Annotated in this window: 22 protein-coding genes; 4 read left to right on the plus strand and 18 right to left on the minus strand. The window is 37.2% G+C overall.

Annotated features, from left to right (window positions below):
* The first annotated feature begins 55 nt into the window (after positions 1–55).
* The gene (locus ACTNEP_RS05930) at positions 56–1,000 is read left to right on the plus strand and encodes an N-acetylmuramoyl-L-alanine amidase (protein ID WP_441160821.1); all 945 of its coding nucleotides are present in this window, start codon (positions 56–58) and stop codon (positions 998–1,000) included.
* 176 nt (positions 1,001–1,176) lie between these two features.
* On the opposite strand, the gene dtd is transcribed toward ACTNEP_RS05930, so the two are convergent.
* The 7 genes from dtd to ACTNEP_RS05965 all read right to left on the minus strand — a co-directional run bounded on the left by dtd (position 1,177) and on the right by ACTNEP_RS05965 (position 10,428).
* Positions 1,177–1,635 carry a D-aminoacyl-tRNA deacylase gene (gene dtd, locus ACTNEP_RS05935; RefSeq protein WP_441160822.1) on the minus strand — a complete coding sequence of 153 codons (459 nt, stop codon included), beginning with the start codon at positions 1,633–1,635 and terminating at the stop codon, positions 1,177–1,179.
* Positions 1,636–1,652: 17 nt separating this feature from the next.
* Positions 1,653–3,857 carry a RelA/SpoT family protein gene (locus ACTNEP_RS05940; protein ID WP_441160823.1) on the minus strand — a complete coding sequence of 735 codons (2,205 nt, stop codon included), beginning with the start codon at positions 3,855–3,857 and terminating at the stop codon, positions 1,653–1,655.
* A gap of 300 nt (positions 3,858–4,157) precedes the next feature.
* Positions 4,158–4,670 (minus strand): adenine phosphoribosyltransferase, encoded by a 513-nt coding sequence (locus tag ACTNEP_RS05945; protein WP_441160824.1) that lies wholly within the window; start codon positions 4,668–4,670, stop codon positions 4,158–4,160.
* Positions 4,660–6,981 (minus strand): single-stranded-DNA-specific exonuclease RecJ, encoded by a 2,322-nt coding sequence (gene recJ, locus ACTNEP_RS05950; protein ID WP_441160825.1) that lies wholly within the window; start codon positions 6,979–6,981, stop codon positions 4,660–4,662. The genes ACTNEP_RS05945 and recJ overlap by 11 nt, the downstream gene beginning before the upstream one ends.
* Positions 6,982–7,037: 56 nt before the next feature.
* Positions 7,038–7,364, minus strand: a complete 327-nt coding sequence (locus ACTNEP_RS05955; protein WP_441160826.1) for a LapA family protein — start codon at positions 7,362–7,364, stop codon at positions 7,038–7,040.
* A gap of 429 nt (positions 7,365–7,793) precedes the next feature.
* On the minus strand, positions 7,794–10,055 hold the full coding sequence (gene secDF / locus ACTNEP_RS05960) for a protein translocase subunit SecDF (protein WP_441160827.1): 2,262 nt from the start codon (positions 10,053–10,055) through the stop codon (positions 7,794–7,796).
* A gap of 73 nt (positions 10,056–10,128) precedes the next feature.
* Positions 10,129–10,428 (minus strand): post-transcriptional regulator, encoded by a 300-nt coding sequence (locus ACTNEP_RS05965; protein ID WP_441160829.1) that lies wholly within the window; start codon positions 10,426–10,428, stop codon positions 10,129–10,131.
* A 204-nt stretch (positions 10,429–10,632) separates the two neighbouring features.
* Between ACTNEP_RS05965 and spoVB the strand changes: the two genes are divergently transcribed.
* Positions 10,633–12,171: a stage V sporulation protein B gene (spoVB, locus tag ACTNEP_RS05970; protein ID WP_441160830.1), complete on the plus strand. Its 1,539-nt coding sequence runs from the start codon at positions 10,633–10,635 to the stop codon at positions 12,169–12,171.
* 21 nt (positions 12,172–12,192) lie between these two features.
* Here spoVB and ACTNEP_RS05975 read toward each other — a convergent pair whose 3' ends face one another.
* Entirely contained in the window at positions 12,193–12,864 is a 672-nt protein-coding gene (locus ACTNEP_RS05975) for a DUF421 domain-containing protein (protein ID WP_441160831.1), read from the minus strand.
* Between the two features lie 68 nt (positions 12,865–12,932).
* On the minus strand, positions 12,933–14,225 hold the full coding sequence (locus tag ACTNEP_RS05980) for an ArsB/NhaD family transporter (RefSeq protein ID WP_441160833.1): 1,293 nt from the start codon (positions 14,223–14,225) through the stop codon (positions 12,933–12,935).
* Between the two features lie 155 nt (positions 14,226–14,380).
* Between ACTNEP_RS05980 and ACTNEP_RS05985 the strand changes: the two genes are divergently transcribed.
* Positions 14,381–14,752 (plus strand): TIGR04086 family membrane protein, encoded by a 372-nt coding sequence (locus ACTNEP_RS05985; protein ID WP_441160834.1) that lies wholly within the window; start codon positions 14,381–14,383, stop codon positions 14,750–14,752.
* A 96-nt stretch (positions 14,753–14,848) separates the two neighbouring features.
* Here ACTNEP_RS05985 and yajC read toward each other — a convergent pair whose 3' ends face one another.
* The 7 genes from yajC to ACTNEP_RS06020 all read right to left on the minus strand — a co-directional run bounded on the left by yajC (position 14,849) and on the right by ACTNEP_RS06020 (position 20,089).
* The gene (yajC, locus tag ACTNEP_RS05990; protein ID WP_441160835.1) at positions 14,849–15,112 is read right to left on the minus strand and encodes a preprotein translocase subunit YajC; all 264 of its coding nucleotides are present in this window, start codon (positions 15,110–15,112) and stop codon (positions 14,849–14,851) included.
* A 16-nt stretch (positions 15,113–15,128) separates the two neighbouring features.
* A complete protein-coding gene (tgt, locus tag ACTNEP_RS05995; RefSeq protein ID WP_441160836.1) occupies positions 15,129–16,268 on the minus strand; it encodes a tRNA guanosine(34) transglycosylase Tgt in 1,140 nt (379 codons plus the stop codon).
* A 21-nt stretch (positions 16,269–16,289) separates the two neighbouring features.
* Positions 16,290–17,318: a tRNA preQ1(34) S-adenosylmethionine ribosyltransferase-isomerase QueA gene (gene queA / locus ACTNEP_RS06000; RefSeq protein ID WP_441160837.1), complete on the minus strand. Its 1,029-nt coding sequence runs from the start codon at positions 17,316–17,318 to the stop codon at positions 16,290–16,292.
* Between the two features lie 72 nt (positions 17,319–17,390).
* Complete coding sequence (locus tag ACTNEP_RS06005) at positions 17,391–17,591, minus strand: DUF2905 family protein (RefSeq protein ID WP_441160838.1); 201 nt, start codon at positions 17,589–17,591, stop codon at positions 17,391–17,393.
* The gene (gene ruvB / locus ACTNEP_RS06010) at positions 17,588–18,589 is read right to left on the minus strand and encodes a Holliday junction branch migration DNA helicase RuvB (RefSeq protein WP_441160839.1); all 1,002 of its coding nucleotides are present in this window, start codon (positions 18,587–18,589) and stop codon (positions 17,588–17,590) included. The genes ACTNEP_RS06005 and ruvB overlap by 4 nt, the downstream gene beginning before the upstream one ends.
* Positions 18,590–18,689: 100 nt before the next feature.
* Complete coding sequence (ruvA, locus tag ACTNEP_RS06015; RefSeq protein ID WP_441160840.1) at positions 18,690–19,289, minus strand: Holliday junction branch migration protein RuvA; 600 nt, start codon at positions 19,287–19,289, stop codon at positions 18,690–18,692.
* A 257-nt stretch (positions 19,290–19,546) separates the two neighbouring features.
* Positions 19,547–20,089 carry a BofC C-terminal domain-containing protein gene (locus tag ACTNEP_RS06020; RefSeq protein WP_441160841.1) on the minus strand — a complete coding sequence of 181 codons (543 nt, stop codon included), beginning with the start codon at positions 20,087–20,089 and terminating at the stop codon, positions 19,547–19,549.
* A gap of 352 nt (positions 20,090–20,441) precedes the next feature.
* Between ACTNEP_RS06020 and ACTNEP_RS06025 the strand changes: the two genes are divergently transcribed.
* Positions 20,442–21,872 (plus strand): YfcC family protein, encoded by a 1,431-nt coding sequence (locus tag ACTNEP_RS06025; RefSeq protein WP_441160842.1) that lies wholly within the window; start codon positions 20,442–20,444, stop codon positions 21,870–21,872.
* 248 nt (positions 21,873–22,120) lie between these two features.
* Here ACTNEP_RS06025 and ACTNEP_RS06030 read toward each other — a convergent pair whose 3' ends face one another.
* Positions 22,121–22,870, minus strand: a complete 750-nt coding sequence (locus ACTNEP_RS06030; protein WP_441160844.1) for a YebC/PmpR family DNA-binding transcriptional regulator — start codon at positions 22,868–22,870, stop codon at positions 22,121–22,123.
* Between the two features lie 192 nt (positions 22,871–23,062).
* Positions 23,063–24,133 (minus strand): SafA/ExsA family spore coat assembly protein, encoded by a 1,071-nt coding sequence (safA, locus tag ACTNEP_RS06035; RefSeq protein ID WP_441160845.1) that lies wholly within the window; start codon positions 24,131–24,133, stop codon positions 23,063–23,065.
* Positions 24,134–24,150 lie beyond the last annotated feature (17 nt).

Consider the following 24,150-nt stretch of genomic DNA (forward strand, 5'->3'; position numbering starts at 1 on the left):
TTCATGTAATTTCGGTAATATAATAGTGATCATCTATCAAAGGAGCTGTACCAATGTGAAAAGAAAAATATTACTCCTAACCATCATTAGCTTTATATGTATTTTTTCAGTTTCTTTGTTAATTTATGCAAAAGATGCCCAAATTGAAGGAGATAATTTAAACGTAAGAAGTGGGCCTGGAACTGATTATGATGTTATTACACAAGTTAACGCAACAGAAAGATATCCCATTCTCGAGGAATCAGGTGAGTGGACTAAAATAGATTTAGGCGAGAATCAAGGGTGGATCCATCAGGACTACTTCGCCATTATAGAAGAATCAGCACCTGCTAGAAATCAAGAAAACACCAGTGAAGCTGCAATTTCTGAAGTTAATAAGCCGGAAGAGACACCTCAAAATGATGCCGAGAATATTGATCCTCCTTCAAAAAATGAAGCAGTTAACAAGCGTACTAACAATAGTCTTGCTGGTAAGAAAATTATATTAGATCCGGGACATGGAGGAAGAGATGTAGGTGCTATTGGTGCATCTGGTGGTTATGAAAGTCACTACACCTTACAAACAGCAAATGTAATCCGTGAAAAACTGGAAGAGCATGAAGCGGTAGTTTTTTTGACCAGAAGCGACAATCGATATGTACCACTAACCAGCAGAACGTCATACGCTAACCTTATTCAAGCAGATGTGTATCTCAGTATTCATTATAATAGTACCCCTGAGTTACCAGAAGTTCGAGGGATTGACACTTATTACTTATCTGAACGAGATGAAAAACTAGCCGAATATGTACATAATGAAATAATTAATGAAACAGGTATGAATGATCGTGGAGTTCTACAACGGGATTTACAAGTATTACGGATTAACCATCGTCCATCATTATTATTGGAACTAGGTTTTATTTCCAATCAAGCAGAGGAAAAAAATATACAATCGAGAGCACATCTTGAAGCAGTGGGTAGAGGAATTGTAAAAGGATTAGAACTATACTTCAGATAAGTATAGTTTCTTTTTAGTACTAAGACCGTTCATTTTAGGAAACAAGTTCCTCCCATTCAAGTTCTGAAGAAAGTGGAAATTGCAGGGCTAACTTCACATTAAATCAAACCGTAGCTTAGGGATCTTCGAAAAATGAAGAAAATCGTGTTGACTTCAGTCAACACGATTTATTTGCCTTATTCTCCGTTCGTTTTTCTTTCACTTTCGATAATCATCGTAACCGGCCCGTTATTTGTCAAGGAAACATTCATCTCGGCACCAAATTGGCCAGTTTCCACATGAATGCCCTCTTCTCTAAGTTTTTGATTGTAAAGCTCATAGAGTTTTTCGGCATGTTCCGGCTTAGCTGCCTGCATGAAATTTGGCCTTCTCCCTTTTCGTGCATCTCCATAGAGTGTGAATTGCGAGATAGAAAGGACACTTCCCTCAATATCTTTCAGCGACAAGTTCATTTTTTTATTTTCATCTTCAAATACACGTAAATGTATCGTTTTGTTGACGAGGTAATCAACGTCTGCTTCTTTATCCTCATGAGAAACACCAACCAAAGCTACATACCCATTTTCTATTCGTCCAACTACTTCATCATTTACTGTAACAGAAGCTTTCTTTGCCCGTTGCAATAATAATTTCATCCTCCATACTCCTACCTTTACTGAATCGTTCTTTTCACCGTATATACGTCTTGAATTTGTTTTAGCCGATCTACAATTCGACGTAAATGATTAATATTATGAATTAAAATGGTGACATTAATAATCGCAATTTTATTACGGTCAGTACGACCATTAACAGCTATAATATTCGTTTTTGATTCGTTAATTACCTGTAAGACATTATTTAATAACCCACGGCGGTCATATCCCGAAATCTCCAAGTCAACATGATATGCTTTGGATTCTGATTCAGTGTTTTCCCATTCAACAAAGATTAAACGGTCTTCCGCTTCACTGTTTTGCACATTAGGACAATCCTTACGATGAACAGAAACACCCCGACCTTTTGTAATATAACCGACTATTTCATCGCCAGGTACCGGATTACAACATTTTGACAAACGGATTAACATGTTATCGACGCCTTCTACTCTAACACCGGAATCGCGCTTTGATTTTTTCCTGATCGATTGCCCGCTTGCATTAACTTCTTCAATCGTTTCTTCAATACCTTTATCTTTTTCTTGTTGTTCACGTATTTTTTCTGTCAGTCTAGTGACTATCTGAGCGGCGGTAATACCATGATAACCTACTGCGGCAAACATATCTTCCTCTGTTCCAAAACTGAATTTTTCTAAAGCAAGTTGAATATTTTCCTCTGTTAATATATCTTTCGGTTCGTATCCAACTTGCTTTAATTCTTCCTCTACCATCTCACGACCATTGCTGACATTCTCATCACGCCGTTGCTTTTTAAAAAATTGTTTTATTTTATTTTTGGCTTGGGATGTTTGGGTCATTTTCAGCCAGTCCTGAGAAGGTCCATACGAATGCTTGGAAGTCATTACTTCAACGATATCACCATTTTTTAATTGATAATCGAGTGGCTCCATCTTTCCGTTGATTTTGGCTCCAATTGTATGATTACCTACCTCCGTATGAATTTTATAAGCAAAATCAAGTGGCACAGATCCTCTTGGTAATTCAATCACATCGCCTTTAGGTGTAAAAACATAGACCATATCGGAAAATAGGTCTACCTTCAAGGATTCCATAAATTCTTCGGCATCATTTGTATCGTTTTGCCATTCTAATATTTCGCGGAACCAGGCAAGACGATCCTCATTAGACTGTTGAGAAGGGTCTATTTTCTTCCCTTCTTTATACGCCCAGTGAGCAGCGATCCCGTACTCCGCTATTTCATGCATTTCCTTTGTCCTGATTTGCACTTCTAAAGGAGCACCTTTTGGTCCAATCACTGTTGTATGCAAGGATTGATATAAATTAGGTTTTGGCATGGCAATATAATCTTTAAAACGACCAGGCATTGGTTTCCAGCAGGTATGGATGATCCCTAGAACAGCATAACAGTCTTTAATACTGGAGACGATAATTCTCACTGCTAACAGGTCATAGATTTCATTAAATTGCTTTTTCTGTAGCATCATTTTGCGATAAATACTGTATAAGTGTTTCGGTCTACCGGAAAAATCCGCTTCAATGTTGACATCATCCAATTGTTTTTTTACTTCATCCATTACTTCTTCAATATAATGTTCACGTTCTTCACGCTTTTGCTTCATTAAGTGGACGATACGATAGTATTGCTGGGGATTTAGGTATCGTAATGCTGTGTCCTCCAACTCCCATTTAATAGCGGAAATACCTAATCGATGTGCTAATGGAGCAAATATTTCTAAGGTTTCATTAGAAATACGACGTTGTTTTTCAGCAGGTAAATGTTTTAATGTTCGCATATTGTGTAAACGGTCTGCGAGTTTAATTAAAATCACACGGATATCCTTTGCCATCGCAATAAACATTTTACGATGGTTTTCAGCCTGTTGAGCTTCTTTAGACATATATTTAATTTTCCCGAGCTTCGTTACACCGTCAACCAACATTGCAACTTCTTCATTAAATTCTGTTTCTAAGTCTTCAACGGTTGCAGAAGTGTCTTCGACGACATCGTGCAAAAAGCCACCAGCTATTGTCTCGGGATCTAATTTTAAATTCAGTAAGATTCCAGCTACCTGCACAGGATGAATGATATATGGCTCTCCTGATTTACGGAATTGACCTTCATGTGCTTTTTCCGCATAGTCATATGCACGCTTAATAAAGCGAATATCTTCATCATTTAAATAACTTTTAGCATCTTCAAATATATCTTCAGGCGCCAAGATTTTATCCTTTGCCATATAATTAATCACCTTTACTATTAGACTAACGACGTTATAAAACGTGTTTTATCTATCATAACAAAAATCAAGCAAATTTTCCTCTTATTCTTTTCATTTCTCGACAATTTACTTAATAATTATTATGATATACTACTTATTATAATAAACATAACTAACTTTGGTAACCATCTTTTTTTATTAAACAGAAAAAACTTACCTGCCTCGCTGTTTGTCCATTCGATTAAATTGCAACAAGGAGCGCTTTTTAGTGATTTGTATTATGAAAAAGAGTACTCTTCAGAGCACTCTTTTGCTATCTTAATATTCCATTAACGCTAAGACATCGTAACCCTCTAATTTGTCACGGCCACTAAGATAGGTTAACTCAATTAAAAATGCACAACCTACGACAATTCCACCCAATTGTTCTACCAAATTGATTGTCGCCTCGATAGTTCCACCTGTTGCTAATAAATCATCGGTAATCAACACACGTTGTCCCGGCTTGATCGCATCTTTATGAATCGTTAATACATTCTTTCCATATTCTAACCCATAGTCCACTTTAATTACTTCACGCGGTAGCTTTCCTTCTTTTCTAACAGGTGCGAAGCCGATTTCTAATGCATATGAAACAGGACAACCTACAATAAATCCTCTTGCTTCAGGACCTACAATAATATCTACCTGTTTACTTTTAGCATATTCAACAATCTCATTAACTGCTGATTTATAAGCAGGACCATTGTCCATCAAGGTGGTTATATCTTTAAAGCGAACCCCTTCTTTCGGCCAATCTTCAACTACTGTAATATACTTTTTATAATCCATAAACCATTTCCTCCTCTGATACCTCAGCATTCATTTGCTTAGATAACCATGTTTTTAGTTGTGTATAGGATGAATAAATCAATATTTCTTCTAATTCAATTCGTTTTTTTCTCGTCTGGTAAACGTTGGCTTCTGCTAAATCTTTTTTTGAAGGATTTTCAGCTGGCACAATCATGCCTTCCCTGCGAGTGACAAAATGAAGTTCGTGAAAAACCTGGAACATGAACTTTATTTTGTCAAGTTTCCAACCTTTATATTTAGCTAGTTTTGGAGCATCTACTTTGTATTCAAAGTATTTTCGCTTTAACATTAATTGATACAACCATTTAAACTCTTCTCTGGTCGGCAAAGCTCGAAAGTAATCACCTTCAATTGTTTGGAAACAAACAATCAATCGCTTAAAATCTACTTTTTGTACAAGTTCTCGAATATCATCCAACGTTTCCGGCAAATCAAGCAAATATAACGCATCAATAGTCTGACTAAGGTTTAATACTTCTTCTTTCTCACAGACTGGAACTTGCTCGTAATGAACACCTTGAAAACTGACAAAATAATGATTCTCCTGATTGCCATCCAATTGCTGATACCAATTCTTCATGCCTCTATAATCAAAGAGCTGCCACTTAGTAACGGCAATATCCTTGATCATCAATTGCGGCTTACGAATACCATTCCATTCATTTACCTGCAATTCACCCACTACTTCGATTGGTGTCTGTTTTGCAAGCATTGGCACCTTCTCACCCATTCCAAAGCCGATACTGTCTATTTGTATACCAGCGTCAGCAAATTTCATTTTAAGGTGATTTTTGGTCGCCCCAATTTGTTTAATTTCCGTCGGAGTTGCCTCAATATGAAAAAGCGGCTTTGGATTGGCCATTCCGAATGGTGCTAATTGATCTAACGTCTCTACCAATGTCATATCAATATCGCTTACCGATAATTGGCCACTTATACTAAGTTGCGGTTTGTAATCTTTTTCAGTCAGTTGTTCTTGTGCTAGTCGATCTAACTTTTCCTCTAACTCTACAACATTCTCTACTGGTAGTGTCATTCCGGCAGCTTGTGCGTGCCCACCAAAATGTGTAAATAAGTCTCGATGTTGCATACAATGCTGAAACATATCAAATCCTTCGATACTACGTGCAGACCCTTTTGCTTGGTTATTTTCTGGATCAACGGTAAGGACAATGGCTGGTCGATAATAGCTTTGCACTAGTTTGGATGCTACAATTCCTAGCACTCCTTGATTCCATCCTTCCTTGGCTACTACGATCACTCGCTTTTCCGTATCGGATGCCTCGACTAGGTCTATCGCCTCTTTCGTTATATCTGCAACTATTTTTTGCCTTTCAGAATTTAATTCCTGGACGTAACTAGCCAATTCCTCCGCTTCCTCATGATCATCTGTTAACAAAAGGTCCACAGCCACATTTGCATCCTGCAAACGTCCAACTGCATTCAAGCGAGGGGCTATTCTAAATCCAATGTCTTCTTCCGTTACGTTCCCTTCTATTTGACATTGTTGTTTCAAAGCTTTGATCCCTTTTCGCTCGGAACGGCTTAATGCTTGCAAACCATAATGTACAAATATCCGATTTTCATCTGTTAATGGAACCAAATCAGCTATTGTCCCAATTGCAACTAAATCAAGAAATTGTTCAGGAAAATAACCGAGTAAATACTCGGCAAATTTAAATGCAACCCCAACTCCAGCTAACTCCTTAAAAGGATAGTTTTCAGAACATTTCGGGTGAATAATTGCGTAAGCTTCCGGTAAAGATTCCTGTACTTCGTGGTGGTCTGTAATAATTATGTCCATGCCTAATTCATTCGCAACCGCTACTTCATCAATTCCAGCAATTCCATTATCTACTGTAATAATAAGCTCAAATCCTTGCCTATGCGCTTCCCGGAATGCTTCTTCATTTGGCCCGTATCCTTCTGTAAAGCGATTGGGTATATAATAATCACACATTGCTCCACTTTCGCGTAGAGCTTCGACCATTACAGTAGTTGAAGTCACACCATCAGCATCATAGTCACCATATACAAGAATACTTTCACCAGCTTCAATCGCTTGTTTCACTCGATTAACTGCCTTGTCTATTTGCGAGAAGTCCTTTGTACTGTGAAGCTGATCAAGGCTCGGGTTTAGAAAGTGTCTTGCTTTCTCAACTGTATCGATTCCTCTTTGCAACAATAATTGTTTCATAACGGGAGAAATATTTAGTTCTGCTAAACTATCGGTATTTATTCCCTCTTTATCGTTATATGTAAAAATCCAGTTTGATTGACTATCTAACATAAATTCACCCCTGACTCACTTATTATACAAAAGTGTATCAAGGGTAGCAAACAGAATTATTCTACGGTTTCGTTCTTTTCTGTTTTTTCTGTTGGAGTTGTTTGTTCTGCAGTTTCTAAGACAAGGTTTTCACCAGCTTTTAAAGCATTTATTTCTTTTCTGGCAGCTTTTAATTCTTTTTGTAGACGTATAAGACGGAGAACTCCGACCGCAGCAGTAATAATAGCTCCCATTAAAACAGAAAATAATATAACTAGTATAAGGGGCGCATGACCAGTACCAAATAGATAGTTTACTTCAACAGCGTCCACATTGATGACAGCAAAAACAGCTATAATAACGGCAAAAACAACAGCAAAAATAATGTACGTTTGTCCTTTCATATCGCTACCTCCTCGTTCATGTATTACCATAACTTAAGTATAAAGGAATTTTCAGGAAACGTCGAACTTTGTTGTATCTCGATACATAATATCTAGAAATGGAAGTTAAAAGAGTTACTTCGCTGTTTATGAACCTCAATATTATTGCAAAGATTACGAAATAAGAAACTATAAAGTAAGACTATGATCAGTGGAGTTTTGCTTCTCCTGATCATCAATGAAACTTATCAGGGTGTTAGCGGCTGTTATGCCTAAACTTATCCCTGTGTTATTAAAGACTTAAAGTAAGGGTCTTTCCACCGTTTAGTACCATGTTAAAAGAATAAGGGAAAAGGAAAATCCGAACATTCCTGTCTGAGCTATCACCTCTACGTCAGATTGTTCGGATTTTCAAATATTGCCTTTTATTATGTCCCAGTCCCTTTATCTTTACACTTGCGGACCGTCGTTATACTTCTTCTCTTTATAGATGATCGGTTTATCCTTAATTGATTTGCCTCGCCAGACTAACCAAACCTGTGCTGCAATAAATAACGATGAATAAGTACCTGCGATTAAACCAACAACAAGCGCAAAAGAGAAGTTGGTAATAGCACTAGCACCGAAAATCAATAACATCATGGCAGCAAAGATAACCGTTAATACTGTGTTAATACTTCTTGCGAGAGTCTGCATTAAACTATGATTAATAATTTTCGCAAGCTCGACAAATGATTTGACTTTCTTCTTTTTCTTTAAATTCTCTCGAATCCTATCAAAGGTTACAATCGTATCATTGATGGAATACCCAACAATCGTTAGAATAGCGGCAATGATGGTTATATCGAATTCCAACCTCGTAATACTAAACAATGCGATAATAAAAAATGCATCGTGTAATAACGCCAGAATTGCTGTTAAAGCAGAATAAAACTCGAATCGGATCGTTACGTAGATGATGATCCCAATCGAAGCATACAATACCGCAAGTACCGCGTTTTTGGCAAGCTCTTCACCTACAACTGGCGACACTGTATTAACGGTTGGCTCACTTCCATACTGATCAGCAAAGTAACTTCTCACTTCTGCTACTTTTTGTTGAGATAGATCCTCCGAGAAACGGGCTACCGCAATATTTTGATCCTCTCCGGATAACACAATTGGTGCACTTACTTCCAAGTCAAGTGCTTCAAATCCTTCTTCTATTTCTTCTGCTGTTAACGACTGATCAGCAAGAACTTCTACACGTGAACCAGCTGTGAAATCAATACCAAGATTCAAACGGAATAACGCCAAACACGCAATGCCAATTATCACTAAACCAATTGAAATCCTAAAGAATTTCTTACGGTGTTTAACAAAATCAAATTGTTTACCAAAGAAAGTCGGTGTTACTTCCTCATTACTATTGATATCGAGAATTTGATCTTGTTTTACACCAAACCAGCCAGGACGTTTGTTTAATATATTACTTTGTACCCAAAAACCGAGAAATAATCTAGAACCAAACACCGCTGTTATAAAGCTTAATACAATACTGACCATCAACAATGTCGCAAACCCTTTGACAGAGCTTGTACCGAAGATAAATAATACTGCTGCAGCAATCATCGTTGTAATATTGGCATCAAATATAGTTGATAGTGAATGTTGATTACCTGATTTAAAGGCTGCTTTAATGGATTTTCCTTCTTTAATTTCTTCTTTAATCCGTTCATAGGTAATAATATTAGCGTCAACTGCCATTCCCACACCCAGAACAAGTGCTGCTATACCTGGCAAGGTTAGCACACCATTCATCAATTGGAAGACAAGCAATACTAAATATACATAGATACTCAAAGTAATTGCAGCTATGACACCAGGGAACCGGTAGTAGTAAATCATATAGATAAAAATTAAGAGAATCCCTAGAATACTGGCAAATACGGTTTTTTCAAGTGCTTGCTGACCAAATTGTGCCCCAACTGATGTGGAATACTCTTCTTGTAAATCGACAGGTAAAGAACCTGCATTTAATAAATCTGCAAGTTGCTGTGCAGAATCTATTGTAAAGTTGCCACCTTCGATCATAATATCAGTTGTTCGTAAAACAGAGCTAAAACTAGGTGCAGATATTACTTTAGAATCTTCTTTTAAAATTTCTTCTTCGTATGTATCTCCCTCTTCATAGTCCATCCAGATAACGACTTGATTGGAAAGCTCGGGATCTTCCATAATCTCTTTCGTTGTGTCACCAAATCGGTCTGGATCTTTAAATTTCACACTAACTATTGGTTGATTTGTATCAGGATGGAAATCTTGTCTTGCGCTTCCTTCTTGTATATCAGATCCATCTAAATACAGGTTATCATTTACATCTCTAAAAGATAGTTGTGCAGTAGTTGCCAGCATTTCTCTGGCCTCATCCTGATCTTCCACCCCTGCTAACTGGACACGAATACGGTTTGGTTCTTCTATATTAAAGCTCGGTTCACTGATACCGATCGCGTTTACCCGTCTTTCCAGCGTAGCAACAGTAGCTTCTAACACACTTCGATTTACTTCTTGTTCTTCATCTAACGGCTCAACTTCATATAAGACCTCAAAACCACCCTGTAAGTCAAGCCCTAGTTTAATTTTATTTGCTACATCAGAATATGTTGTTCCAATCGTTACTCCTAACACTAAAACAATTAGGAAAAATGCAACGAGTCTCCCTCTTTTCACCATCTGTAAGGCCTCCCTATGTTTTCACAACACTACCATATTACAATAAAAACGGTTGATGACACAAACCAACTGATTACTCATCTGATTTATGGTTCCCTAATAATGCATCAAGTGATTCCTGAAAATTATTATCTTTAAATGATTGCTGTGTTAAATATGTCATAAATAAGTTTGGGTGCAAATGAAAAATATCCTGTACCACTTCATGTAAAGATTTTTTCGGATCACCTTTCCACACCTTTTCTAATAAGCAGTTCCAAATATCCTCTGATGTTGCTTTTGAGTAATCGAGTAATTGAAATTCATTGACCTTACTTTCAAGCACATCGTGTAATTCATGCTTCCATACCGAGACATGTTTTTTTACTGCCATGAATTGATCCTCCATCCATTATGCGAAAAACTCTTTCACTAAATTCATATAGCGAGGCATCGTTTTTCTGATACTTTAGTCCATTATAACCCCATACATTCCATTGCACAAAAAACTAGTCAAAATAGTCATGCTTGTCCTCACATCATGCATATACTTCATTGTATACGAAAATTTTCCATTTGAGAAGGTAGGTCGAGCAAAGTGACCAAACAAAATTTTCTACAAGGGACCATTATTTTAATCATAGCTGGAATGATTACAAGATTTTTGGGTTTTCTTAATAGAATTGTTGTCGCACGATTAATGGGCGAAGAAGGTATCGGATTATATAATATGGCCTTACCCACCCTATTTCTCATGTACACGATATCGCAAGTCGGACTACCTATAGCTATCGCGAAACGAGTTGCCGAAGCTGATGCCAAAAATGATCAGGCAAAAATAAAACAAATACTCATTATCTCATTAACAATAACCATCTCACTAAGCATCCTATCATCTGTTTTGATGTTCTCCTTGATACCTTATATATCTAAATATCTGTTAACAGATGAACGTGTTTTCTATCCAATGATGGCGATCATCCCAATCATTCCAATTAGTGCGGTTGGTGCTGTTATACGTGGTTATTTTCAAGGACGGCAAAACATGAAACCTCAAAGTTATGCACAAGTACTCGAACAAATTGTCCGAATTGCTCTTGTGTTAGTGCTTGTGAGCTGGCTTGTACCATACGGAGTTGAATTCGCTGCATCAGGTGCTATGATTGCTGTTATTATCGGTGAAGCCGCTTCTTTATTCTTTATGTTGAGAATGTTTCAGTTAAAAAAGAGAATTAAATTAAGAAAAAACATGTACCAATACATTAAAACTGGAAAAGAAACGTTACAACAATTGTTCTCCATAGCAATACCATCAACAGCTAGCAGAATGGTCAATTCGATAGCTAATTTTCTGGAACCAATATTGGTCGCACAAAGTCTAGCTTTAGCTGGCTTTCATGCAACGGTAGCAACAAAGCAATACGGTGCCCTTACAGGTTATGCTCTTCCTCTTTTATTTCTGCCTACTTTTATTACACACTCTCTTGCTGTTGCACTAGTTCCAAACATAAGCGAGGCAGAAGCAAAGCAACATAAGAAATTAATTCATTATAGAATACATCAAGCAATTCGGCTCTCATTTGCATCGGGAGCTATTGCCACCGTTTTATTAACTCTTTTCGCTGATGCCATCCTACAGTATATGTATGGCACAACAAGCGCCAGCCTGTTTCTGAAGATAATGGCTCCATGTTATTTGTTTATGTATATTCAGTTTCCGTTGAACGCTTCTCTACAAGCTTTAGATTTAGCTAAGCAAGCAATGTGGAATAATATTGCATCAACCATCATAAAATTTATTATTTTAATATGCCTTGCAACCAATCCACAATTTGGTATCTACGGTGCTGCCATAGCCATGTGTGTTGGTGTGATGATAGGCACATTATTTCATTTACTCACATTATTTCGAACTATCCGATTTTATATACCTGTTAAAATGATCTTAAAAATGGTCATTTTAATCGGATTAACGTTCTGGATGGGAGAATTACTAATACAAATTTTTTCCTTTCAGCAATCCAATATTTACAGCTTTGTTATAATCATAGTGTTATTATTTATCAGCTACCTAATCTTTTTATTCAGCTTACAATTTATAAGTAAAGACGAATTACAGCAATTACGAAAAAAATAACACATCCCTTAATGGGACGTGTTATTTTTCATTCTTTTTATCAATATACCATTCATCATTGACGTCAATCGAACAGAAAGATATTTGTGTAAAGTCATCATACCCCCTGTTTGCCAATTGTTCACATAACCATTCCTTATTTTGACCTAATTGTTGTAATGCTTTTTCTTGTATTCTACCATCAACAATTAAAGGTAACACGAGCCCATTTATCTTATTTCTAATATCTGCAAAATGATTGTTTTCAATAATCGAGAGCTTACCAGACGGTTCCAGTATCGCATAGGATACATCTTTTATACTTTCGGTACCATTCTCCCGAAGCTGTTGCAGCAAGTCATCAAAATTAAAACGATTTTTCTTCATGGCATATTCATCGATTTTCCCTTGTGAAATAATAATAGCTGGTTTACCTTCAAACCATTTTCGAAATAATGGACTTTTTAAAGATATCCATGCTGTAAAACGTTGGATAACTAGTAAAAGAGCTATCGGAATTAAGCCATATCCAAAAAACAATTCCAGATCCTCAATCGATAGAACAGCGATTTCGGCAATCATGATAAAAACAACAATATCTAAAAGACTCAATTCACCTACTTCTCGCTTTCCCATTAAACGGAAAACAAGAATGATACTGCAATAATATAGTAATGTGCGAAATATTAGCGTATATACTTCTTCTAAAGACAAACTAGCCACACCCCTTACAAACGATATGGCTAGTTTACCCCATACTACCTGCAATATACTTACAACGATTATTGAATAGGCAGCAAATATCTAAAGTAAATATAGATCGTGGCAATGATTAAAGATAATAAGACTACTGGAATCCCGTATAACATATACTTTAAAAAAGCAATTGGTTTACCCTGTGCTTCAGCAAGTCCTGCTACTACAACATTGGCAGAAGCTCCTATTAATGTCCCATTTCCACCTAAACAGGCGCCTAAGGCAAGCGACCACCATAATGGATCTAAATTTGTCATTCCATAAGTTTCAAACTCTTGAATTACCGGAATCATCGCTGCTACAAACGGTATATTATCGACTATTCCAGAAAAAATTCCTGAAACCCATAATAATAACAACGCGGTATGACCGATATCACCTTGTGTCAACCACATGATCGATCTAGCTAATTCTTCTATAATTCCGACTTCTTTTAAACCACCAACAAGCATAAATAGACCAATGAAGAAAAATAAAGTGACCCACTCTACTTGTTGAAATACTATTTCTACTTCCACCTCTTTTTCACTAATAATTAACAATAGAATCGCTCCACATAAGGCAATAATCGTTAAATCAATATGTAAAACAGGGTGTAGCAAAAAACCTATAATTGTCAGTGTTAATATCGATAACGACTGATATAGTAATGGGGATTTGACTAAATAACTCTCTTCTTTCATTTTCATTAAATCTTGTATTCGTTTGTCATCTATTTTATTTAATTGTTTCCGGAATACAAAGCTTAAAATAATGACAACTAATAGGAATAATAATAACGCAAGCGGTGCGGTATGCTGTAAAAAAGAAAGAAAAGACAAATGAGGGACTGCCTGACCAATCATAATGTTTGGCGGATCACCAATTAATGTTGCTGTCCCACCGATATTTGCCGTGATAATAATAGTGATTAAATATGGTAAGGATGGCAAATGTAATAAATTTGTCAATGTGAGGATAACTGGTACAAACAATAATACGGTTGTTACATTATCAAGTAATGCAGAGCCTAAAGCCGTTAAAAAACCAATTCCAACTAATAAGGGAATAGGCTGACCTTTCACTATTTTCGCTAACCAGATTGCGGTGTAACTGAATACGCCTGTTTTTTTCGTTATCGCGACTAATACCATCATGGAAAATAACAAAGCAACGGTGTGCCAGTCAATGTAGGCTGTAATGGCATCCTCCCAACTGTACACTCCTGTTAATAATAATAATATACCACCAGCTAACGCAACTAACGCACGATTTATTTTTTCAGACATTATAAATATATAACTAATAATAAAAACGGCAACTGCGATCGTTACAGTCATGAAATAGCTCCTCTCTAATCACCATAGTAAGACAAGTTATAATACCATCTATATTCTTAACTTGTAGAACTATTCAAAAAAACCGAAGCTTCTATTTTTTGCGGACATGCATACATAATTAGAGAGGACTTTTAATAAACATGGGGGTGTTATCGATGAAAAACGTTGTTAGTGTGCTGTATGGTTGGATCGGGATTTTAGTGGTCATGCTGCTTGCCAGTGTTATTCTTACTATATTATTACGCTTCACTTCATTAGGGGAATCAACGCTAGAAATGGCTACATTATTAATCAGCTTTATTGCGTTGTTTACAGGGGGTTTGATTGCTGGATTAAAAGCTAAGCAGAAAGGAATTCTGGTCGGAGCGATTACGAGTTTATTATTTACCTTTATGGTATTTTGTTATCGTTTCCTTGGGCTACATCTTAGTTTTTCAATAGTGGAACTGGTTAACCACGCAGCATATCTATTGCTTGCTATGATTGGAGCAATTATTGGTGTCAATTTTTCTAATGAAGAAGAATAAAAAAAATTGCTCTTTCTCAGCAAATTGGATGCAATATATGTTTCTATTCTATTGAAAAAAACCATGACATCTAAAAATGCCATGGTTTTTTGTTTACTAGCTTTGTTCTACTACTTCTCTTACAGCGGAACGGTCATATGTAAGTTTCGTTCCATCTCCTGCTTGAAGTACGATTTGGTCTTCATCCAAAGCATGTACTGTTGCATGGAATCCACCAATAGTAACAATTTTATCTCCTTTTTTCAACTCCGCTTGCATTTGACGAACCTGCTTTTGTTTTTTCTGTTGTGGTCTAATTAATAGAAAGTAGAAAATCACAATCATCAATATAAGCGGCGCAAAAGTTGCTAACATTTCCATTCACTTCGCCCCCTTTCTAGAAGTTCTTTGCATTTGGTTTGTTAAAACCATATTGTTCAAAGAATTCCTCTTTAAAATCACCAAGTCGGTCTTGCATAATCGCTTCACGAACTTGCTCCATTAATTTTAACAGAAAATATAGATTATGATAAGTAGTAAGTCTAAAACCGAAAGTTTCATTTGCTTTGACAAGGTGTCGGATATAAGCTCTTGTGTAATTTTTACATACATGACAGTCACAGTTCGGATCTAGTGGTGAAAAATCACGAGCATATTTAGCATTTCGAGCTACCAGCCTACCCTCAGAAGTCATACATGTACCATTACGTGCAATCCTAGTCGGCAACACACAATCAAACATATCTACACCACGAATGGCACCATCAATTAACGAATCTGGTGAACCTACACCCATTAGATATCGAGGCTTGTCTGCAGGAAGAAGTGGTGTCGTGAATTCTAGTACACGATTCATCACATCTTTCGGCTCCCCTACCGATAATCCGCCGATCGCATAACCCGGAAAATCTAACGAGGTTAAGTCTTGTGCGCTTAACCGACGTAAGTCCTCATATTCACCACCTTGCACAATGCCAAACAATCCTTGGACATCCTTTCTTTCATGCGCTTCTAGACATCGCTCCGCCCAGCGGCTTGTACGTTCTACTGACTTTTTCATATAGTCATATTCCGCCGGATATGGAGGGCATTCATCAAAAGCCATCATTATATCTGAGCCTAGTGCATTTTGAATCTGCATCGCTTTTTCAGGAGATAAAAATAGTTTTTCACCACTTAAATGATTTCTAAAATGAACGCCTTCCTCTTCAATTTTGCGCAAATCACTTAAACTGAATACTTGAAAACCTCCTGAATCGGTAAGAATCGCACCATCCCAATTCATAAATTGATGCAAGCCACCTGCTTCTTTGACAATATCTTCTCCAGGTCGTAACCATAAATGATAGGTGTTAGAAAGAATGATATTTGCGCCCATCTCTTTTAGATCCTCAGGACTCATTGTTTTAACAGTAGCCAATGTACCAACAGGCATAAAGGTTGGTGTATCGAATGATCCGTGTGGTGTATGAACTTTTCCAAGTCTTGCACCTGTTTGTTTACATGTTTTAATATGTTCATATCTTATTGCAGTCATATTGGTTTTGGTTTCCTTTCCTTACAAAATTAGCATGGCGTCACCAAAGCTAAAAAACCGGTAACGTTCAGCAACTGCTTTGTTGTAAGCTTCTAAAATAAACTCCCTGTCAGCTAATGCACTAACTAGCATAATCAACGTTGATTTGGGTAAATGGAAGTTGGTGATTAACCCGTCGATCGCTTGAAATTCATATGGCGGATAAATAAAAATGTCTGTCCATCCATTGCGTTCTTCAAATGTCCCACCTGTATCTCTTGCTATCGTTTCTAATGTTCTAGTGGAAGTAGTTCCTACCGAGATAATCCGATCCCCACGAGCTTTTACTGCATTTAATTGATCCGCAGTCTCCTGTGTCATCTGATAGAATTCGGCATGCATTTCATGTTCTTCAATTTTATCGACGTTGACCGGACGGAATGTTCCCAAGCCTACATGGAGCGTAATAAAAGCAATTTCCACTCCTTTTTGCTTTATTTGCTCTAATAACTCTTCTGTGAAATGCAAGCCTGCAGTCGGTGCAGCTGCAGAACCTTTTTCCTCTGCATATACCGTTTGGTAACGATCCCGCTCATCTAATTGTTCTTTAATATATGGCGGGAGTGGCATTTCTCCTAATTCATCCAATACTTCATAAAAAATTCCATCATATTGAAATTGGAGCACACGTCCCCCATGTTCTTTCGTATCTATACATGTAGCGGTAAGCTTGCCTTCACCGAAACTTATTCGGGTACCCTCTTTTACTTTTTTGGCGGGCTTGACGAGCACTTCCCAATTATCAGCTTCCAGCTGGGTCAACAATAACACTTCAACTTTTGCACCTGTATCTTCCTTAACCCCATATAGCCTAGCTGGTAACACTTTCGTATTATTCAAGACTAAACAATCACCTGGTTGTAAAAAACCCAAAATATCATAAAAATGATGATGGGTAATCGAACGATTCTCTCGATTTAACACCATCAAACGAGAATTTGCCCGCTCCTCTAATGGAGTCTGCGCAATTAATTCTTCTGGTAGATCAAAATCAAAATCTTCTATTTCCATCTTTCTGCTCCTTTTTACCACAGCGCTAACCATCAATAGGGCCAAAAATACCACCATGATGGAAATTTCACTTTATTTGAAACGTCCAATAATAGCAAAGATTAATGTTAATATAATACTGATTACAATCGAAGTCACAATCGGAAAATGAAAGGAAAAGTTCCCTTTTTTAAAGCTAATGTCTCCTGGCAACTTCCCAATAAATCCCCATAACAGGCCAACGATAATAAACACAATCCCTATTACAATAAAGATTTTGCCGAACTCCGTCAAGCTTCAGGCACCTCCCGCTTCAAATGTGCATATGCTTTAGGTGTCACTAATCTCCCTCTTGGCGTCCGCTGGATAAAGCCTTGTTGTAATAAATATGGTTCATACACATCTTCAATCGTTTGTGATTCCTCACCAATAGAAGCTGCGATCGTATCTAATCCGACTGGGCCACCTTTGAAACCATCTATCATCGCTAACAATAATTTATGATCAATATGGTCTAGTCCTTCTTGGTCAACCTGTAACATTTGTAGTGCTTTTTGTGTGGTCTCTAGAGATATACTAGCTTCCCCTTTAACCTGAGAAATATCGCGAACTCTTTTTAATAAACGATTGGCAATACGTGGTGTCCCTCGAGACCTTCTGGCGACTTCTAGTGCAGCTACTTTATCTATTTCTACCTGAAATATATCAGCGGTTCGTTCAACAATGGCACAAAGGTCCACTACCTCATAAAATTCCAAACGAGCCAATACTCCAAATCGGTCTCGTAACGGCGCAGATAACAGCCCTGCACGTGTTGTTGCCCCCACTAAAGTGAATGGTGGTAAGTCTAATTGGACGGAACGAGCACTTGGTCCTTGACCTATGACAATATCTAAACAAAAGTCCTCCATCGCCGGATATAATATTTCCTCCACTGCACGTGGCAAGCGATGTATTTCATCAATAAAAAGGACATCTCCTACTTCCAATGAAGATAATATCGCTGCTAAATCCCCAGATCGTTCAATAGCAGGTCCAGACGTCTGTTTAAATTGCACACCCATTTCATTCGCAATAATCTGGGCCATCGTTGTTTTACCCAGTCCTGGTGGACCATATAATAAGACATGGTCTAAGGCTTCATTACGCATTTTAGCCGCCTCAATAAATATCGAGAGGTTTTCTTTTGCTTTATGTTGGCCGATATATTGCTTTAAGACTTTCGGGCGGAGACTGAGCTCTTCTACTACATCTTCTTCTTGTATTTCACTTGAAATGATCCGCTCTTCCATTATAGGTCTCCTTTCACCTTACTTCATTGAAAAACTTAACTTATCATAGCTATCATTGAAAATTTATTTTTTCTACTAAGCGATAAATATAGATAAGTGTTTATTTTGATAATAGTGCTAAACCTTTACGTATATATGTATCAGCTGTATCACTGTGCTCTTTTGTTAGTACTGGTTTTATCTGATTAATTTCTTTTTCTGAATAACCAAGTGCCTTTAATGCTTCAATAGCTTCTTGTAATGCTTCATTACTTTCAGGAACACTTTCGTGTCCTTGCGACATATGTTCTGTTTGGTAGTCAAAAGGTAGCTTTCCTTTTAGATCAAGAATCATCTGTCTCGCTGTTTTTTTTCCGACACCTGGAAAGCTTGTTAAAAATTTTTCATCTTCTTGTTCAATTGCCACCACAAAGTCTCGTACAGAAGTAGTAGCTAGAACAGCTAGTGCTCCTTTTGGACCAATGCCCGATACGTTTAGAATTTGAGCAAACAATGATTTTTCTTCTTGATTTCGAAATCCGTATAAAATTTGGGCATCTTCTCTTACATAATGGTAAGTATAGACCTTTTGCCTTTCTCCCTCTCGTGCTTGGAAACGATAAGGATTTGGACAAATCACCTCATATCCAACCCCATTTGTTTCCAAAATAATCGCTTGCTCAGTTATTTCTGCTACTTCCCCATTTATATACGCAATCATATCACGAACTCCTCTTTGATCCAATTTCTATATTTATTTACAATCATACGTTCGTATTTAATCTTAGCTTATCTTAGATCGTTTATCAAGGTAAGAGATGGCAGAATAAATGAAAGTAAGTGAGTCACACTTTCCAACCATTAATAGATAATAAGATAGTACAACAGATTCCCCATGTAGAAATATTATGCTGAGCAGAATGGAAATGAACCATACTTTTATTCCAATTAAAAAGTCGAACGATGAATACTCATCGTTCAACTATTAACTGCTTCCACATCTTGATAAGACCGAAATGTTTCCAATACCTCTAAATAATCTTGTTTCGTATTAATTTTTATTCCCTCTTTTAATTGTTCATATAAATGTGTTTCAAGTTCTTCTGTATCAATTTGATAAAAAGATTGCACAGCAGACTCCTGAACGGGAACACCTTCAAAAATAGTTAGTTGACCATTCTTGATGCCAAAATATCCGTTTGCTTTCAGATATGGAGAAATATCATCGACTTCTTTACGGAATCGGATAAAACCTTCTTTCTGCTCCACTACTTGCCATTCTTGATATTCTGACCAAAAATCTTCCATTGAAGCTATCGTTTCCTTTACATAGTCTGTTTCAATATTACCATCTATATATTGTTTTTCTAAAGTTAGTTCAATTGTTAGCGGGTCTTGTGACATGACCATTACTTCTTGCTCTTTTTCTTCTGATCCCTCTTGTTCAAAAAATGATTGAAAACTAATGAACCCAACTATTAAAACAACGACACCATTTAATAATAACCATAGTTTGCCCATAATGACCCTCCAATCGAGCTTTGTTATTATTAGGGTGTCCAATTTTAGAAAATATAACCACAATATAAGAAAAGGTCAGAAAGTTATACTCCTTCATTTTTGCATTTTAACGACTAATTATCATTTTTACATGTATTAATTTTTCACGGCTATTCCGTTACTCTTTTCCACCATTATTAATTCTCTAGCATATTACGTTATATAAAATCAATAATTCCACTTACTATTTTTAGCTAAAAGCAATAATGACACTCTCCTCCCTTTCCAGTTATGATGTTAATTAACTTAACACTCATTGTTTGATTAAATTACATACTAACTTAATAGAATTTCTTTATAAAGGGTGGGAATCATGGAACAACAAGCAGCGTATAATCTGAAACCTAAGAAGCAACGCAAATTTAAAATGCCACATATTTACTCAATTCTTTTTATATTAGCAACACTCGCCGCCTTGGCAACCTACATTATCCCTGCAGGAATTTATGATAGAGTGGATGGACCCGAAGGAAGAACAACAATTGATCCGAATTCCTACCAAACACTTGAAAGTAATCCAATTGACTTCGTAGGTTTTATCAGCGCCATTCCTTTAGGACTTATCGATGCTGGAGAAGTAGTTTTCTTTACATTTATCATCGGTGGTATGTTTATGGTCCTCCGTAGAACTGGCATCATTGATATTGCCGTCGATAGATTAACAAGAAGGTTCAAGAATAACAAGATTATAGTCATTCCAACATTGATGTTTGTATTTGCATTAATTTGCAGTATGATTGGTACCCAAGAGCTTACATTAGTATATGTGCCGGTTATTCTCCCATTACTCATTGCGCTTGGATATGATTCCATAACTGCGGTAGGAATAGCACTGATCTCTACCACTGCAGGGTTTACAGCTGGTGTGTTAAACCCTATCAATACAGGACTAGCTCAACAAATCGCAGACATATCTTTATATTCTGGAATAGGATTAAGATTGCTTTTGTTTTTCACATTAGTTAGTATTGGTTGCATATGGGTAATGCGTTACGCAAAAAAAGTTGAAAGAAATCCAGTTGTCAGCTTAACTTTTAAAGAAGATCAAGAGAAAAGAAAAAAATACAACTCTATCAAAAACATGAAAAAAATCAAAGTGAATCGAAAGCAAAAGTATGCTGGATTTGTAGCTATATTATTTGTCGGATTATTAGTTTATGGTGTACTCAGGCATGGTTGGTTTATGATCGAAATGGCTGGTTTATTTATTATTATGGGGATAGTGGTAGGGTTAATTGCAGGGTTAAACACTAGCCAGATTGCAAAGGCGTTCAATGACGGGTTTCACGATGTTTTGATGGGAGCTATAATAGTTGGTTTAGCACGAGCAGTAGCAGTTATCATGGAAGAAGGTCAAGTAATGGATACCGTCATTTATGGTTTAGGACAAGCAGTGGAAAACTTACCAACCGTGTTAGGTGCGACTGGGATGTTTGTTATTCAATTATTATTTAATTTCCTTATTCCTTCAGGTAGTGGTCAAGCGCTAGTAACCATGCCGATATTGGCACCCTTATCAGATTTAATGGAGGTTACAAGACAAACTGCCGTCTTATCCTATCAACTTGGTGATGGGATCGGGAATATTTTATACCCTACATCTGGATATTTCATGGCCACATTAGCACTAGCTGGAGTAGCTTGGCAAAAATGGGTCAAGTTTTATCTACCATTATTTTTTATTTGGATAGGCGTAGCCCTAATATTCTTGATAATTTCTCAACTGATTGGTTGGCATGGTTAATGATTAAATCCATTTGAAAACGACTGTCACCTAAAGGTATAAATACAACTTAGCCTCTGGTTTTCACCTGTCAGCAAGTCTTCTTTACCGTAGGACGATTTGTGAAGTTGCCTAGTTTCTGATCGCTCGGAGCTAGACAAACACCTTACTTTTATACTTTCTTTCATTAGAACAAAAACACGAACATTAAGATTGATGTTCGTGTTTTGATCATAAACCGAATGCTTCTTTCCCAGCGTCTTTGTCTATTATATTTGTTCCATAATCTCTTCGCTTGCTTCCATATTATGGTACACTTCTTGGACATCTTCCATATCTTCAAGCATTTGAACTAGCTTAACCATTTTGTTACCAGCACTTTCATCCACTTCTGAAAGTGTTTGAGGTATCATGGTTATTTCTGCTGTTTCAAAAGTAAATCCACTTTGCTCAAGGTTTGTTTTGACATCTTGAAAATTCTCAGGATCCGTGTAAATTTCATAGGCATCTTCCACTGTTTCCATTTCTTCTGCACCAGCTTCAATCGCCTCTAGCATTACTGTATCTTCATCTGCATCTGTCTTACTTTGATCAATTACAAGAAATCCTTTGCGATCAAACATGAAAGCTACACAGCCGTTCTCACCAAGATTACCTCCATTTTTACTAAATGCATGTCTTAATTCAGAGGCTGTCCTATTTTTATTATCGGTTAACACTTCCACCATTACAGCGGTCCCGCCAGGTCCGTATCCTTCGTATGTTAATTCTTCGTAATTAGCTCCGTCCAAGTCACCTGTTGCTTTTTTAATAGCTCGATCTATGTTTTCATTCGGCATGTTATCAGACTTTGCTTTTTCTACTGCTAGACGTAAACTCGCATTCATATCGGGATCTCCGCCACCTTGTTTCGCAGCAAGATAAATATCTTTGGCATGCTTCATAAAAATTTTACCACGTTTAGCATCCTGTGCATTTTTTCTTCTTTGGATATTTTTCCATTTAGAATGTCCTGCCATGCTTTATCACCCTCTCATAATCTGTCTTCGTATCCATAATTACTTTATCATAACTTGCAAAAATTGAAAATATAGTGAATCATAAGTCCAGAACAGACATCCATGCAATACTATTTTCTGATTATGTTGTGCCTCCTTCATTTTAAATAAAAAAGACGATCCAATCCATTATTGAATCGTCCTTTCTTTTTATTATCGGCTGCCACCGCAACCACAGTCATTTTTTTTCGGTTGACTATAAGACATTTCTTGTTGACCATATGGCTGATATGGCATTTGTTGCATGCCTTGCACATCATATGACGGCATTAATGGATAATTTGGTGCACCTGGTTGTGGAATCATTGGTTCACCATGCATCGGAACTGCCATATTTGGTTGGTGGTGCATCGGCATATGTTGTTGCATGTGTTGGTGATGATATGGCATCACTTGATTCTGTGGCATGTGCGCTGGTCCCCACGGCATTGGTTGACCTTGATTTTCATTCATAGATGGCATTTGTGCTTGATACCAGCCTGAATGTGGTTGAGAAGAATGACCGTCGCTTTGTGTCGGCTTTGATTGCACACCCATCACGTGTGATTGAGAACCTTCTGAAAACGGGTAATGATGCATGTGGTGCGAATGTGGCATATGTCCCATATGGCCACCACCATAAGGAATACCATCCTGTGAATAACATGGTGCCTGTATTGGCATTGGTAATGGCTGCGGCTGATGGTAATGTGGTTTCATCGGTTTGTGTTCGGGTTTCTTATGATCCTCCACTCCAGCTACATGATCGTCATCTTTTGGCATTTTTGTTGGGTGTATATGCGTTTCAAAATTATTAGTTAAATGCGTCCATTTCATATCTTGTGATGGTTGAGCTGGCATAGGTGGTGCCGGCTGTACTGGTTCTGGTGGTTGTTTATTAAAATGAATTGGCAAGGAAGGCATTTCCTTTTTTAAAGGCTCCCATTTTTTGTCTTCATCCTCTTCAATTGCAGGTAAAATTTGACTTGGCGTTTGTTTCGGTGGTATCATCTCCTGTTTGTCTTTTTTATCGGTTGGTGCGGGTTGGACTTGTTGTTTTTTGTTGCTTGGAGCAGGCTGTTGTTTTTGTTCGGATGTTGTTGGCACTTTTATCTTCATTCCTGGCATAATCATTTCAGGATTTGAAATCTGAGGATTTGCTGCAATAACATCATCAAGGCTAACCCCATATTTTTGCGCAATCTTCCAAAGTGTTTCATCTTTTTGCACAATATGAATTTTCAAAGCAATTTCTCCTTTCT

It is taken from the genome of Gracilibacillus sp. HCP3S3_G5_2 (genome assembly GCF_052063305.1).
GTDB lineage: Bacteria > Bacillota > Bacilli > Bacillales > Amphibacillaceae > Gracilibacillus.